General features: G+C 72.9%; 9 protein-coding genes, 1 tRNA gene and 1 riboswitch. Of the genes, 1 reads left to right on the top strand and 9 read right to left on the bottom strand.

The window, feature by feature from the left end:
• Nucleotides 1-4 precede the first annotated feature (4 nt).
• From ACH34T_RS23350 to ACH34T_RS23310, 9 genes are all read right to left on the bottom strand, one after another.
• Nucleotides 5-1,159, bottom strand: coding sequence for an acetyl-CoA C-acetyltransferase (locus ACH34T_RS23350; RefSeq protein ID WP_396023020.1), 1,155 nt, complete (start codon nucleotides 1,157-1,159; stop codon nucleotides 5-7).
• Nucleotides 1,160-1,182: 23 nt separating this feature from the next.
• Nucleotides 1,183-1,812, bottom strand: coding sequence for a TetR/AcrR family transcriptional regulator (locus ACH34T_RS23345; RefSeq protein ID WP_396023019.1), 630 nt, complete (start codon nucleotides 1,810-1,812; stop codon nucleotides 1,183-1,185).
• A gap of 11 nt (nucleotides 1,813-1,823) precedes the next feature.
• Nucleotides 1,824-2,603 (bottom strand): SDR family oxidoreductase, encoded by a 780-nt coding sequence (locus ACH34T_RS23340; protein WP_396023017.1) that lies wholly within the window; start codon nucleotides 2,601-2,603, stop codon nucleotides 1,824-1,826.
• Nucleotides 2,600-3,799, bottom strand: a complete 1,200-nt coding sequence (locus tag ACH34T_RS23335; protein WP_396023016.1) for an acyl-CoA dehydrogenase family protein — start codon at nucleotides 3,797-3,799, stop codon at nucleotides 2,600-2,602. The genes ACH34T_RS23340 and ACH34T_RS23335 overlap by 4 nt, the downstream gene beginning before the upstream one ends.
• A gap of 24 nt (nucleotides 3,800-3,823) precedes the next feature.
• The gene (locus tag ACH34T_RS23330) at nucleotides 3,824-5,053 is read right to left on the bottom strand and encodes a glycosyltransferase (protein WP_396023015.1); all 1,230 of its coding nucleotides are present in this window, start codon (nucleotides 5,051-5,053) and stop codon (nucleotides 3,824-3,826) included.
• Nucleotides 5,037-7,997 (bottom strand): CDP-glycerol glycerophosphotransferase family protein, encoded by a 2,961-nt coding sequence (locus tag ACH34T_RS23325; RefSeq protein WP_396023014.1) that lies wholly within the window; start codon nucleotides 7,995-7,997, stop codon nucleotides 5,037-5,039. Before ACH34T_RS23325 ends, ACH34T_RS23330 begins: the two co-directional genes overlap by 17 nt.
• A 323-nt stretch (nucleotides 7,998-8,320) precedes the next feature.
• Nucleotides 8,321-9,091 carry a CHAP domain-containing protein gene (locus ACH34T_RS23320; RefSeq protein WP_396023013.1) on the bottom strand — a complete coding sequence of 257 codons (771 nt, stop codon included), beginning with the start codon at nucleotides 9,089-9,091 and terminating at the stop codon, nucleotides 8,321-8,323.
• A 10-nt stretch (nucleotides 9,092-9,101) separates the two neighbouring features.
• Nucleotides 9,102-9,258, bottom strand: a riboswitch (cyclic di-AMP (ydaO/yuaA leader).
• Nucleotides 9,259-9,703: 445 nt separating this feature from the next.
• Entirely contained in the window at nucleotides 9,704-11,566 is a 1,863-nt protein-coding gene (locus tag ACH34T_RS23315; RefSeq protein WP_396023012.1) for a SpoIIE family protein phosphatase, read from the bottom strand.
• Nucleotides 11,567-11,783: 217 nt separating this feature from the next.
• Nucleotides 11,784-12,557, bottom strand: a complete 774-nt coding sequence (locus ACH34T_RS23310) for a hypothetical protein (protein ID WP_396023011.1) — start codon at nucleotides 12,555-12,557, stop codon at nucleotides 11,784-11,786.
• A 187-nt stretch (nucleotides 12,558-12,744) separates the two neighbouring features.
• Here ACH34T_RS23310 and ACH34T_RS23305 point away from each other — a divergent pair.
• Nucleotides 12,745-12,818 (top strand) — tRNA-Pro (locus ACH34T_RS23305).
• Nucleotides 12,819-12,843: the final 25 nt, after the last annotated feature.

The raw sequence follows: 12,843 nt of genomic DNA, 5'->3' as shown, positions 1-12,843 counted from the left end.
TCGGTCAGAGGCGTTCGAGGATGGTGGTGTTGGCCTGGCCGCCGCCTTCGCACATGGTCTGGAGGCCGTAGCGGCCGCCGGTGCGCTCCAGTTCGTGCAGGAGGGTCGTCATGAGGCGGGCGCCGGTGGCGCCGAGGGGGTGGCCGAGGGCGATGGCGCCGCCGTTGGGGTTGACCTTCGCCGGGTCGGCGCCGGTCTCCTTCAGCCAGGCGAGCACGACGGACGCGAACGCCTCGTTGATCTCCACGGTGTCGATGTCGTCCATGGTCAGGCCGGTCTTCTTGAACGCGTACGCGGTGGCGGGGATCGGCGCGGACAGCATGCGGATGGGGTCCTCGCCGCGCGCTGAGACGTGGTGGACGCGGGCGCGCGGCGTGAGGCCGTGGTCCTCGACGGCCCGCTCGGAGGCGATCAGGAGCGCGGCGGCGCCGTCGGAGAGCTGGGACGAGAGCGCGGCCGTGAGGCGGCCGTCCTCGACGAGGGTCCGCAGCGCCGCCATCTTCTCCAGCGACGTGTCACGGCGCGGGCCCTCGTCGGCGGTGACGCCCTCGTACGGGACGATCTCCCGCTCGAACCGGCCGCCGTCGATCGCGCGGATCGCCCGCCGGTGCGACTCGTAGGCGAACGCCTCCATCTCCTCCCGGGAGATGTCCCAGTCGCGGGCGATCATCTCGGCGCCGTTGAACTGGGTGACCTCGGCGTCGCCGTAGCGGCGCGTCCAGCCCGCGGAATCGGCGAAGGGGCCCCGCGTGAAGCCGAGCGGCTCGGCGGCGGTCATCGCGAACGCGATCGGGATCTGCGACATGTTCTGCACGCCGCCCGCCACGACCAGGTCGGACGTCCCGGACAGCACGGCCTGCGCGGCGAAGTGCACCGCCTGCTGCGACGACCCGCACTGCCGGTCGACGGTGACGCCCGGCACCTCCTCGGGCAGCCCGGCGGCGAGCCAGCAGGTGCGGGCGATGTTCCCGGCCTGCGGGCCGACGGCGTCGACGCAGCCGAACACGACGTCCTCGACGGCCGCCGGGTCGATCTTCGTGCGGTCCATCAGCGCGGTCAGGACGTGCGCGCCGAGGTCGGCGGGGTGCACGCCGGACAGGCCGCCGCCACGCCGCCCGACGGGCGCGCGGACCGCGTCGACGATGTACGCCTCGGCCATGGGGTGTCTCCTTCGTACGGGGCCTAGCTCTGCCGGTCGCTCGCCTGGATGCCTTCGAGGAACATGGCGAGGTACTGCTTGGCGATGTCGTCGGCGGACAGCCGCCCGCCGCGCCTGTACCAGTTCGCGGCGACCCAGACGGTGTCGCGGATGTACCGGTAGACGAGGTCCGGGTCGAGGTCGCCGCGGAACGCGCCCTCCGCCACGCCCCGGCGCAGCAGCGACATCCACAGCTCCTCGAACCGGCGCCGGGAGTCGTGCAGGTAGCGGAACCGCTCGCTGGTCGCGAGATGCTTGGACTCGTTCTGGTAGAGGACGACGGCCGGACGGTGCCGGTCGATCGTCCGGAACGACTCGACGACGATCCCTTCGAGCGTGTCGCGGGCGCTGAGCCCCGACTCCAGGACGCGGTCGTAGGCGGCCCACATCTCGTCCAGGAAGGTCGACAGGATCTCGTCGGCCATCGCCTCCTTGGAGTCGAAGTGGTAGTAGAGGCTGCCGCCGAGGATCCCGGCGGCGTCGGCCACCTTCCGGATGGTGGTGGCGGAGTAGCCCTGGGAGGCGAACACCTCGGCGGCCGTGGCGAGCAGCTCGGCCCGCCGTTCCGCGCGTGCGGCGGCGGTGCCCTCGGCGTCGCGCCGTCGTGGACTCATCGTTGGGTTCCCTACGGGTGTTGTGAGGAGACGGAGACGACCTCGCCCGTCATGTACGAGGAGTAGTCGCCGGCCAGGAAGACGATGACGTTGGCCACCTCCCATGGTTCCGCATGTCGGCCGAACGCCTCGCGGCGCGTCAGCTCGTCCAGGAGGTCTTCGGAGGTCACCTTGACGAGGTGCGGGTGCATGGCCAGGGACGGCGACACGGCGTTGATCCGGACGCCGTACTCGGCGGCCTCCAGCGCCGCGCAGCGGGTGAGGGCCATCACCCCGGCCTTGGCGGCGGCGTAGTGCGACTGCCCTTGCTGCGCCCGCCAGCCGATCACCGACGCGTTGTTGACGATGGCGCCGGAACCCTGCTCGCGCATGACGCGGAGGGCGGCGCGGGTGCAGCGCATGGTGCCGGTGAGGGTGATGTCGAGGACGCGTCCCCACTGGTCGTCGGTCATGTCGGCGAGGGCGGCCGTCCCGCCGAGTCCGGCGTTGTTGACGGCGACGTCGACGCGTCCGAAGCGCTCGGCGGCGCGGGCGTAGAGGGCCTGGACCTGCGCCTCGTCCGTGACGTCGCAGGGCAGCGAGGCGACGCGGTCGGCGCCGAACTCCTCCGCGAGTTCCCAGGCGGACGCCGCGAGACGCCGCTCGTGGGCGTCGGAGATCAGGACGCGGGCGCCCTCGTCCAGGCAGCGGCGGGCGGTGGCGCCGCCGATCCCGGCCCCGGCCGCCGCGGTGATCACGACGGCGCGGTCCTTGAGCAGGCCGTGCCCGGGGACGTAGTCCGGCGGGGTCATCCGCGTGCCTCCTCACTCGCGACCGGTTCACGGGGCAGCCCGAGCACGCGCTCGGCGATGATGTTCCGCTGGATCTCGTTGGACCCGGCGTAGATCGTGTCGGCGCGGGAGAACAGGAAGAGCCGCTGCCAGTCGTCCAGGTCGTACGGCTCGCCGCCGGCGACGAGGCCCGCGGCGCCGAGGATGTCCATGGCGAGCTCGCCCAGCTCCCGGTGCCAGGTGCCCCAGACGAGCTTGGAAATGGACGACTCGGGCCCGGGCGCCCCGGCGGCGACACCCGCCATCGTCCGCACCGCGTTCAGCCGCATGATCTCCAGCCCCATGTACGCCCTGGTCAGCCGGTCGCGCAGCAGGGGATCGCCGATCGCGCCGGTACGCCGGGCAAGGTCGGCGACGCGGTCGAACTCGCGCCGGAAGCCGACCTGCTGGCCGAGCGTCGCGACGCCGCGCTCGAACCCGAGCGTGGCCATCGCGATCTTCCAGCCGTCGCCGGGCGCGCCGACGACGTTGCCCGCGTCCGTGCGGGCGCCGTCGAAGAAGACCTCGTTGAACTCGGACGTGCCCGTGAGCTGGACGATCGGCCGGACGTCGACGCCGTCCTGCCGCATCGGGACGAGCAGGTACGACAGGCCGCGGTGGCGGGACGAGCCCGGCTCGGTGCGGCAGACGGCGAAGCACCAGTCCGCTTCGAGGGCCAGCGACGTCCAGACCTTCTGGCCATTGATCACCCACTGCCCGCCGTCGAGTTCGGCGCGGGTCTGGACGTTGGCCAGGTCGGATCCGGCGTCCGGCTCCGAATAGCCCTGGCACCAGAGTTCCTCGACGGCGACGATCGGCGGGAGGAAGCGGGCGCGCTGCTCGTCCGTGCCGAACGCGATGATCGTCGGGCCGAGCAGGTGCTCGCCGATGTGGCCGACCCGGGCCGGGCCGTCCGCGAGCGCGTACTCCTCGTTGAAGATCACCTGCTGCCGGACGGTGGCGCCGCGCCCGCCGTGCTCCTCGGGCCAGCCGACGCACGTCCAGCCGGCGGCGGCCATGTGCCGCTCCCAGGCGAGCCGCTCCTCGAACGCCTCGTGCTCGCGGCCCGGCCCGCCGAGCCCGCGGACGTGCGCGAACCCGCCCGCCAGGCCGGCGCGGAGCCAGTCGCGGACCTCGGCGCGGAACGCCCGGTCCGCCGGGGACTCGTTCTCGTTCACGCCACGAACTCTACCAAACACTTGTTAGAAAGAATCACTCTCCATGGCGGGCTCCTTCTCGTCCTTCACGGGCTCGTCCGCCGTGTCGCGCGGCAGGTCGCGGTGGAGCAGGTCGAAGAGGCGGTCCCAGCGGGCGAGCACCGCGTCCGGGTGGAACCTCAGCACCGAGGCGCGGGCCTCGCCGCCGAGGACGCGGCGCAGGTCCGGGTCGTCGATGAGGCGTTCCAGCTCCTGGGCGAACGTGGCCGTGTCGCCCGGCTCGACCAGGACGCCGCCGCCGTGCCCGGCCCCGAGGAGGGCCCGGACGCCCGGCGCGCAGTCGAACGCGACCGTCGGGAGCCCGTACGCCATCGCCTCCAGCACCGACATCGGAAAGCCCTCCGCCCGCGACGGCAGCGCAAAGATCGACACCTCGACCAGCGCCTCCTCCACGTCCGCGACCACGCCCCTGAACTCCACCGAGCCGGACAGCCCGGCCGCGTCCGCCCGCGCCCGCAGCCGCTCATCGTCCGGACCGCTGCCGTAGACGTGCAGCCGCCAGCCCGGACGGCGCGCCGAGACCCGCTCCCACGCCTCCAGCAGCAGGTCCACGCCCTTCTCGTAGGAGAGGCGGCCGACGCACGCCACGACCGGCAGGTCGAGCGTCGGATGGACGTCCGGCGTGACGTGCAGCGCGTTCGGGATGTGGTCGACGTTGGTCATGCCGCCCCTGGCCCAGGCGTCGGCGTCCTCGGCGGTCAGCGCGAGCATCCGGTCGGCGTCCGCGTAGTGCTCCCTGACCCGCCGGTACCGCGACGACGCGCGGGTCGCCGCGTACGACTCGTGGCTCATGCCCACGACCCGCAGCCCGGACGTGTCGGCCAGCCGGACCCACTCCATCGCCCACACCTGCGCCGCGATCACGACCGCGCCCGGCCGGGCGCCCGCGAACAGCTCCGAGAGACGGGCGGCGCCGCGCCGCTGGACCGCCCGCCGCCACAGGTCGCGGCCGCGGGCGACGGCGTCCAGGCGCTGCCGCGGCGTCGCCGGGCGCCAGGCCATCGCCGGCGGCCGCCAGTCCCTGTGCAGCACCTCCACGGCGTACGAGCCGTCCCGGCCGTGGTGGAACGGCCGCGTCCCGCGCGTGATCCCGACGAGTGTGACGCGGTCGCCGCGCCCGGCGAGCAGCCGCGCCAGGTGGTGCGCCCACCGTTGCAGCCCGCCCAGGTCGTCGACGTTGTTGCACACGATGAAGACGTCACGCGGTGCGGCCATGGCGGTCCCCCCTTCGGCGCGGCCCGGCGGCCGGGAAACAGCGGTCCACCACCGTGCGGGCGGCGGTGCCGCGGTCGTGCTCGCCGAACCGTCCGGCGAACGCGCGGCGGCGGGGGGCGTGGACGGCGTCCGCGGCGTCCAGGTCGGCGAGCGCGGCGACGAGCTCGTCCTCGGTGCGGGTGATCGGGCCCGGGGCGTGCCGTTCGAGGTCGAAGTAGCCGGCGGCGCGGTCGCGGCCGTCCGGGAGGTGCAGGACGATCGGCCGGTCGAGCAGCGCGAAGTCGAACATGATCGAGGAGTGGTCGGTGATCAGCGCGTCCGCGAGCAGCAGCAGCGGGACGGCGTCGGGCACGTCGCCGACGTCCCGCATGACCGCGCGGGCGCCCGGCGGGAGGTCGGCGCGGCCCAGGTAGTGCGGCCGGACGAGGAGCACGAACTCCTCCCCCAGCTCCCGCGCGAACACCTCGGGGCGGACGGGCGGCTCCAGCGGCCGCACCCGGTCCCTGCGGGGGGACCGCCCCCCGGAATTGCCCGGGCGCCCGCTCGGCCCGGTCGCGAACGTCGGCGCGTACAGCACGGCGCGGCGGCCGCCGTCCGCGTCCAGGCCGAGCGAGCGGCGGAGGCGGGCGACCTCGGCGGCGAGCTCCGGATCGCCGTCCACGCCGTTGACCAGGGGATCGTTGCGCGGATACCCGGCCGGGAGCAGCTCCGCGCGCACGCCGAGCCCGGCGCACAGCGTCTCCACGTCGTGCCCGGACCGGACGAGGAAGCAGTCGAACCGCTCCACCCTGCGGCGCAGCCGGGCCTTCTCGGCGGCGGGGCCGCGCTTGACCCGCGGCTGGTCCAGGCCGATCAGCTTGAACGCCGACCCGTGCCAGGTCTGGATGTAGGTGGTCTCGGGGCGTTTGCGGAGGCCGTCCGGGAATCCTTGGTCGTCGACCCAGTACCGCGCCCGCGCGAGCGCCAGGAAGTACGCCCATGATCCGCGCCGCACCAGCCTGGCGTCCCGCGGGAAGCCCTTCGGGGACGACGCGTACGACCACACGGCCTGCACCGGCCGCCCCGACCGGCGCAGCTCCCGGTAGATGTACTTCGGGTTGTCCGAGTACTGCCGGCCCAGGTGGCTCTCGAAGACCGCCAGGCCCGGCCGGACGGGCAGGCGGCTCAGCACCCGGTTGAACACGGCGATCTTGGTCTTGCGGGACGTCAGCGTGCGGCGGACGGCCGTCTCCGCCCGCCGTGCCCGCCGCGCCCGCCGCCCGATGACCCGTCGCGCCAGCCGTCCCGCCCGGGACCGGGCGGCGCGGCGCGCGACGGCCGCCGCGAGCTTTGCCCACGGCGAACCCGTCTCCAGGGCGAACGCCAGATGTCCGCCGGCGGTGGCGTACGAGCGGAGCCGGTCGGCGGCGAGCCGCGTCAGCCGGGGCCGGACGGGCAGCTCGACACCGTCCAGCGGCGGCGACCCGGGGCCCTCGCCGGGCCGGGTGACGACGTCCTCGCCGTCCACCCGGACGCGGAGGCGCACGTCCCAGACCGGGTCGACGAACCCAACCGGCCGGATGCGTGCCCGAGGATCGAACTCGGCCCGCCAGCCGAGCCGGTCGCCCTCGTGCCGGACGACCGCCCGCACCCGTCCCTTCCGGGCGGGGTGCCGCCGGTCGGTGAACTCCAGTGTCCCGGACAGTTCCGCGTCCGGGCGGACCCGTCCCAGCGGGTTCAGCACATACCCGGCCATGCGGACGCGCCCGCCCCGCACCTCCAGCCGCGTCACCGTGTTCGCCGGACGCAGCTCCCTGAGCGGCCGCAGATGGAAACCGGCGTCGGTGACGTCCAGGATGCGGCGCGCGAGCGCCCCGCGCGGACGGCCCGTGCCCCAGAAGACCCGCCCGTCCCGCTCCACGAGCGGCGCGCGAAGCTCGGGCCGCGGAGCGGAGCCGCACTGCTCGGCGGCCGCCAGCGCGCCCGCGTGATCGCCCTCGCGGATCAGGTACGCGGCGATCGCGGGCAGCGGACGGGCCTCCTCGAACGCCCGGGGGTCGAGCTCGGCCAGGTAACCCGCCGCCAGGTCGAGGAAGCGCGCCCGGTAGGACGGCTCGCGGTCGCGCAGTTCGCGCAGGTGCAGGACGAGATCGTGGTTGACGAACTTGACGTCCTTGGCGCGCCGCAGGCCGTGGGCGCCGCGCAGCGCGAACAGCATGTCGATGCGGCGGTGGATCTCCAGCCGGTCGGCGAAGCTGGCCAGCTCGGCGCGCCGGTTGGAGATCGACGGCGCGGGCGTCCGCTCCCGGACCAGCCAGGTGTAGACGCGGTGCGGGATCAGCGCCGTCCGCTCGGCGGCCAGGTACGCCTCCGTGGTGAACAGCAGATCCTCGTAGTGGAGCCGCTCGACGAAGCGCAGGCCGTGCTCGTCCAGGAAGTCGCGCCGGTACGCCTTGTTCGTCGACAGCGTGTCGTAGAGGAGGTCGGGATGCTCCTCCAGCGGCCCGTACACGGCCCTTCGCCGGTAGAGCCACGGAAACCAGGGGCGGACGCGCTCCTTCGCGCCCGCGGGCACGTCCAGGAAGATCCGCTCGCACAGCCCGGACGCCAGGTCGGCGCCCGCGTCCTCGGCGGCGGCGAACAGGTTGAGGCAGGCGTGCCGGTCGAGCAGGTCGTCGCTGTCGAGGAACATCACGTACCGGCCGGCGGACGCCTCGATCCCGGTGTTGCGGGGCCGCCCGCAGCCCCCGGAGTTCGACGGCAGGTGCACGGCCCTGACACGTCCCGGATGCGCGGCGGCGAGCCGGTCGGCGGCCTCGCCCGTCCCGTCGGTGCTCCCGTCGTCGACGATCACCGTCTCGACGCCGCCGAGCGACTGCGCCAGCGTGGAGGCGACCGCCCTCGGCAGCCGCCGCGCGTCGTTGTAGGCGATCACGACGACGCTGACGTCCGGGCGCACCCGCATGGGCCTCGGGCCTCCCTCCCGCGCTTCCCGGGTCCCGCCCGGACGCGTGCACGGATTCCTATCCAGGAACGCCGTGTTGAGGTCCAAGGGCGATCAAAGGCTGTCAATGCTCGGCATTACCCGCCTTCGGCGGAGACAAGGGTTACATCCCCCCGCAACACCCGAAGGCGCCCGGCCGGAACCGGACGCCTTCGGATGACGCCATTCACCTCACGCGATCCACGCGCCCCGGTGGAGCGGCGGAACGCCCTTTGCGCGAAGGGCCAGGGCCCCTTGCGTGAACAGGTCAGACACGCCTTGCGCAAAGGTCAGGACGCGAGGGGTCAGGACGCGTAGTCGGGGTAGCCGTAGCCGACGATCTCCGACTTGTCGCGGGTCTTCTTCTGCACGGCGTTGTCCGTGTTGCCCTCGATGGTGCTGACGGTGCCGTTCTTGTTCTCCTTGACGACGAGGCCGACGTGGTCGATGTCGCCGATGTCGCCGCGCGAGCCGTTCTTCCAGTCGAAGAACACCACCGCGCCGGGCTTGGGCTTCTTGCCCCAGCGGTCGGTCTTCTTGAACCACGTGGCGTGCTGGACGGTGTACGCGTCCCAGCCCATGTTCTTGACGCCGGTCTGGGCGCCGAGCCACGAGACGAACATGTTGCACCACTGGGCGCCCTTGTAGTCCTTCACCGGGAAGCCGCCGTCGCGCTCGGCGGTCGCGGCGGCATGCGGGGTCGACACGTACCACTTGTGGAACTTGGTCATGCCGCCCTTGCCCTCGGAGATGCCGACCTGCTTCTCCGCGAGCTTGATCACCTCGGTGGGCTTGACCGCGCGCGGGGGAACCTTGAAGCCCTGCGCGCGGGCCTCGGCGGCCGAGAGGGTCCCGGCCTGGGCCTTGTCCGACCTGGCGGACCCGTGGGACACGCCGCCCTTCTCGGCGACCGCCGCCGCCTGGGCCGAGGTCTCGGCCACGGCGCGGTCATCGGTGAGCGGGTTGAAGATCGCGAGCCCGACGGCTCCGGCGAGGACGGCGCCCACGGCGACGCCGACGGCCTTGTCCTCGGGCGTGAGGGTGTGCAGGGAAAGTCGATCGAAACGACCGGTCATGCGGGGAATCTCCTATCTCCCATGACGCCTACCGGGTTAGCTGACGGATTCGGGCATGGAAGCAGCCCTACGGCGCGGCTCTCGGACGCGCCGATTCACCCCTGGAACCTGGGTCCCCGGCTCCGTTCCGGTCGGGTGGACCGGGACGGACTCGGCCTCGCACCGCGGGGGCGGTGCTACGGATTGTTCTCACTGACTGATCTTGAAATGGCGGCGCCCGCCGTTGGGCGCGCATCGCGTGCGGCTTCCGCTCCGCGATCTTCGGCCGCAACTGAACGGCCGGAGGCAACGCATGGGACGCGTTGCGTGATTCGGATAGAAGGTACCAACCTTCCCAAAGAAAGCAAATCAGGCACCAAACTCGGTCGTGCCTGCTCAAAGCCCTCTCAAGGAACCACCAACACCGTCAGGGCGCGGCGTCTTCCCGATCTTTCCGCGACCGGCCCTCAGCCCTTTGCCGCGCGGCCTTACCCGCCGCCGCGCAAATGGTAAAGAACCCCAGGACGACGCCGTCCGCCGCCCGCCGAATCCGTCCCGCGGCCGCCGTCCGCGCCCGCACAGGTGAGACGCACGTCACAGAATGCGATGATCGCAGGTCAAGGGCGGTTCCGGTCACTCCACGTGCAGGGCGAACAGCGTGGTGTCGTCCGCCGCCCGGTCGTGCTCCATCCGCGCCAGGACGTCGTCGAGCAACATCTCGGGCTGCGTGGCGCAGTCCCGCAGGATGCCGGTAAGGCGGGCGATCCGCTCGTCCAGGTCGGCGTCCCTGCGCTCCACCAGGCCGTCGGTGTAGAGGAAGAGCATGTCGCCGGGGCTGAGCCGGGTCGTGATCGTCATGTACTCCCAGTCCGGCATCGCGCCGAGCAGCGGATCCCGGACGGCCTCCATCGCCACCGCCCGCCCGTCCCTGATCAGGATCGGCGGCGGGTGGCCCGCGCACGTCCACTCCAGGACGCGCCCGCGCGGATCGAACTGGGCGACGACGGCGGTGCCCGTCGCCGGCGGGTCCATGGTGCTCACCAGCTCGTTCAGCCAGCCCACCAGCCGTCCGGCGGGCTCCCTCGTGCAGGCCAGGCCCAGCAGCCCGTTCCGGGTGCGCGCCATCGCGGCCGCCGCGGGCAGGCCGTGCCCTGCCGCGTCGCCGATCGCGAACATCGACCGGCCGTCCGGCAGGGCCCGGGTCGCGAACCAGTCGCCGCCGATGCGGGCGGTGCTCTCCGCCGCCAGGGCGCGGATCGCGGTGCGCAGGCCCGGCAGCTGCTCCACCTCGTCCTCGTCCGGCAGGATCGCGCGGCGCAGCGTCACCGCCACCCGCCGCTCCTGCGCCATCCGCTCCTGCTGCTTCAGCATCTGCCGCCGGGTCTCCGCCAGCGCCCGCTCCACGCCGCGCCGCCGCGTGATGTCCTGCGAGACGATGTTGATCGACACCGGCAGCCCGGACTCGCCCAGCACCGGCTCGGCGAACACCCACAGGTGCCGCGGGGTCCCGTCCTGGCCGATCACGCGGTGCTCCGCCTCCACCGGCTCCCGGCGCGAGAACATCGTCTGGACGGCCTCCTCGACCAGCGGGAGGTCGTCGTCCGCCACCACCTTCGGCAGGTCGTGCGGCATCGGCGGCACCTCGTCGGGGCCGAGCCCGTAGTTGGCGAGCATCTGCGGCGTCCAGTCGGCCTCGCCCGTGGCGAGGTCCCACTCGCCGAACCCCATCAGGGCCAGCCGCTCGACCCGGTCAAGCCGCCGCGCGACCCGGTCCTCGCGGTGGTGGTAACGCCAGGTCACGCACACGCCGGTCGGCACGGCGACGCACCGCACGCTCATCCTGGACGACCTGGACAGCCCGCGCTGCGCGGTCGAGTACCGGATCGAGGAACGTTCCAAGGACGTCCCGCCCTCCAGCACCTCCACGTAGTCGTCGAAGAGCCCGCTCAGCACCGCACCGGGGTCGGTCTGCAGCAGCCGCCGCCCGGTCAGCTCCTCCCGCCCCCGCCCGAACATGTCCTGCGCGACGCCGTTGAGCTCCGCGAACAGGAAGTCGGCCACGTTCCCGTCCGGCCCCCTGACCGGCACCAGATGGGCGGACGAGTCGAGCGCCCCGTCGAGCACCGCCCTCGCCGCCGGGTCGTCCGGCACCCCGGCGAGGAGCTCCGCGTCGCCCGCGGTGTCCTCGGCCGTCACCCGGCGCAGGACGTCCTCCGCCTCCGACAGCACGGCCTGGCGCTCCGCCGTCCCGCCCTCCGCTAGCGGCGCCCGCCGTCCCGCGGCCACGGCCCCCATGGGCCCGGCGCCCCCGTCCTTGACCAGCAGCGACGCGGCCTCGCTGAGCTCCATGTCCAGGTCGCGCGCGAGCCAGATCAGATGCTGCAGGGCCTCGCCGGGCGGCACCCCGAGCCGCCGGGCCAGCACGACCCGCGCCTCGGACAGCACCGCGCGGGCGTGCGCGGCGTCCCGCAGGTCGTCAAGATCCGCAACGTGCACCCCGGGTTGCGTCCAGGTGCCCTCCGCATCCGCCAACCCTGTCCCCCGTTCGGCGCTGGTGCCTGGGAGAAAAAAGCTACATACGTCACCCTCGAACTATCCGCCCCAAAGTTCGCAAACAGCCCAGATCTTTGCCCGAGCTTTCCGTTGACGCCCCGTATCGACCGCTTCCGGTGACCGTCCTCAGAGACAACCGTTCCCACTCCTGTGACCTACATCACACCAGCTGCCCGGTCAGCTCCGTGATCTTCGCCGCCGCCGTCCGGAACGACGTGCCCGCAGGATGCAGCGTCAGCACCACCACGATCCGCTCCCCCACCACCCCCGTCGTATGCAGCACCGGCCGCCCGATCCCGAGATCCGGACGCCACGCCACCGGATGCCCCCGCCGGCACGGCTCCGCCGGCGAGTCCCCGAACCCCGACCACCCCTGCTTCACGGCCCACGGCCTCTCCGCCGCCCGCGGAATCCCGAACGTCTGGTCGAACCCGTCCGTCCCGCACGGCGTCGACTTCCGCAACTGCTCCAGCACGAACTCCCGCTGCGCCTGGGGCGCCTCGTCCAGGAGATACCGGTACGTCCGCACCACGTCCCGCGCACTGAGCGCCGTGTACCCCCAGAACCCGGGCTTCTCCGCGGGCGGCGGCGCCGTCTCCCGCAGCCCCACCCTCCGGACCATCCGCTCGATCACCCGCCGCTGCCCGCCCCGCCTCCAGAACTCGGTGGCGGCCCCGTCGTCACTCGACCGCAGCATCACGCCCAGCAGCTTCCGATCGGCCGCCGACACCTCACGCCCCTGCAGGTAGTCCAGCGCCAGCAAGATCTTCACCACCGAAGCCGACCGGAACACCTGCCGCGGCCGCCGCTCCACGACCACCCGCCCGGCCGCCCGATCGAACACCACATAGGACGCCCGCACCCCGTCCGGCACCCGCACAGCAGGCCGCGACCTCTCCGACCCCCGCACCGACGCCTCAGGACTCTCACTCACCGACCGAGCCCCTCCCCCACCGCCCCCGGCACCGCACCCGCACACCAGCCCCAGGCACACCACCCCGGCAAGCCCCATCCGCAAAGACACCATCAGGCCTGCCTACCAGAGCCCCGCGGCCCCGTATCTCGTTACGCAGGACCCCACGGACTGCGCTACAGTAATCAGGCCCGCTTCCAACGGGCACCGGGACGTAGCGCAGTTTGGCAGCGCACTTGACTGGGGGTCAAGGGGTCGTGGGTTCAAATCCCGCCGTCCCGACAGGAAATACCAGGTCACAGGCCGG

The sequence above is a fragment of the Actinomadura sp. 9N215 genome (assembly GCF_044326345.1).
In the GTDB taxonomy this organism is placed as follows: domain Bacteria; phylum Actinomycetota; class Actinomycetes; order Streptosporangiales; family Streptosporangiaceae; genus Spirillospora.
The sequence above is the reverse complement of the archived record's forward strand: the minus strand, read 5'-3'. Positions and strand labels throughout refer to the sequence as shown.

Bases quoted from the DNA above. Each gene is read 5' to 3' on its own strand.
- ACH34T_RS23350 (WP_396023020.1), bottom strand. From the start codon at position 1,159: ATGGCCGAGGCGTACATCGTCGACGCGGTCCGCGCGCCCGTCGGGCGG.
- ACH34T_RS23345 (WP_396023019.1), bottom strand. From the start codon at position 1,812: ATGAGTCCACGACGGCGCGACGCCGAGGGCACCGCCGCCGCACGCGCG.
- ACH34T_RS23340 (WP_396023017.1), bottom strand. From the start codon at position 2,603: ATGACCCCGCCGGACTACGTCCCCGGGCACGGCCTGCTCAAGGACCGC.
- ACH34T_RS23330 (WP_396023015.1), bottom strand. From the start codon at position 5,053: ATGGCCGCACCGCGTGACGTCTTCATCGTGTGCAACAACGTCGACGAC.
- ACH34T_RS23325 (WP_396023014.1), bottom strand. From the start codon at position 7,997: ATGCGGGTGCGCCCGGACGTCAGCGTCGTCGTGATCGCCTACAACGAC.
- ACH34T_RS23320 (WP_396023013.1), bottom strand. From the start codon at position 9,091: ATGACCGGTCGTTTCGATCGACTTTCCCTGCACACCCTCACGCCCGAG.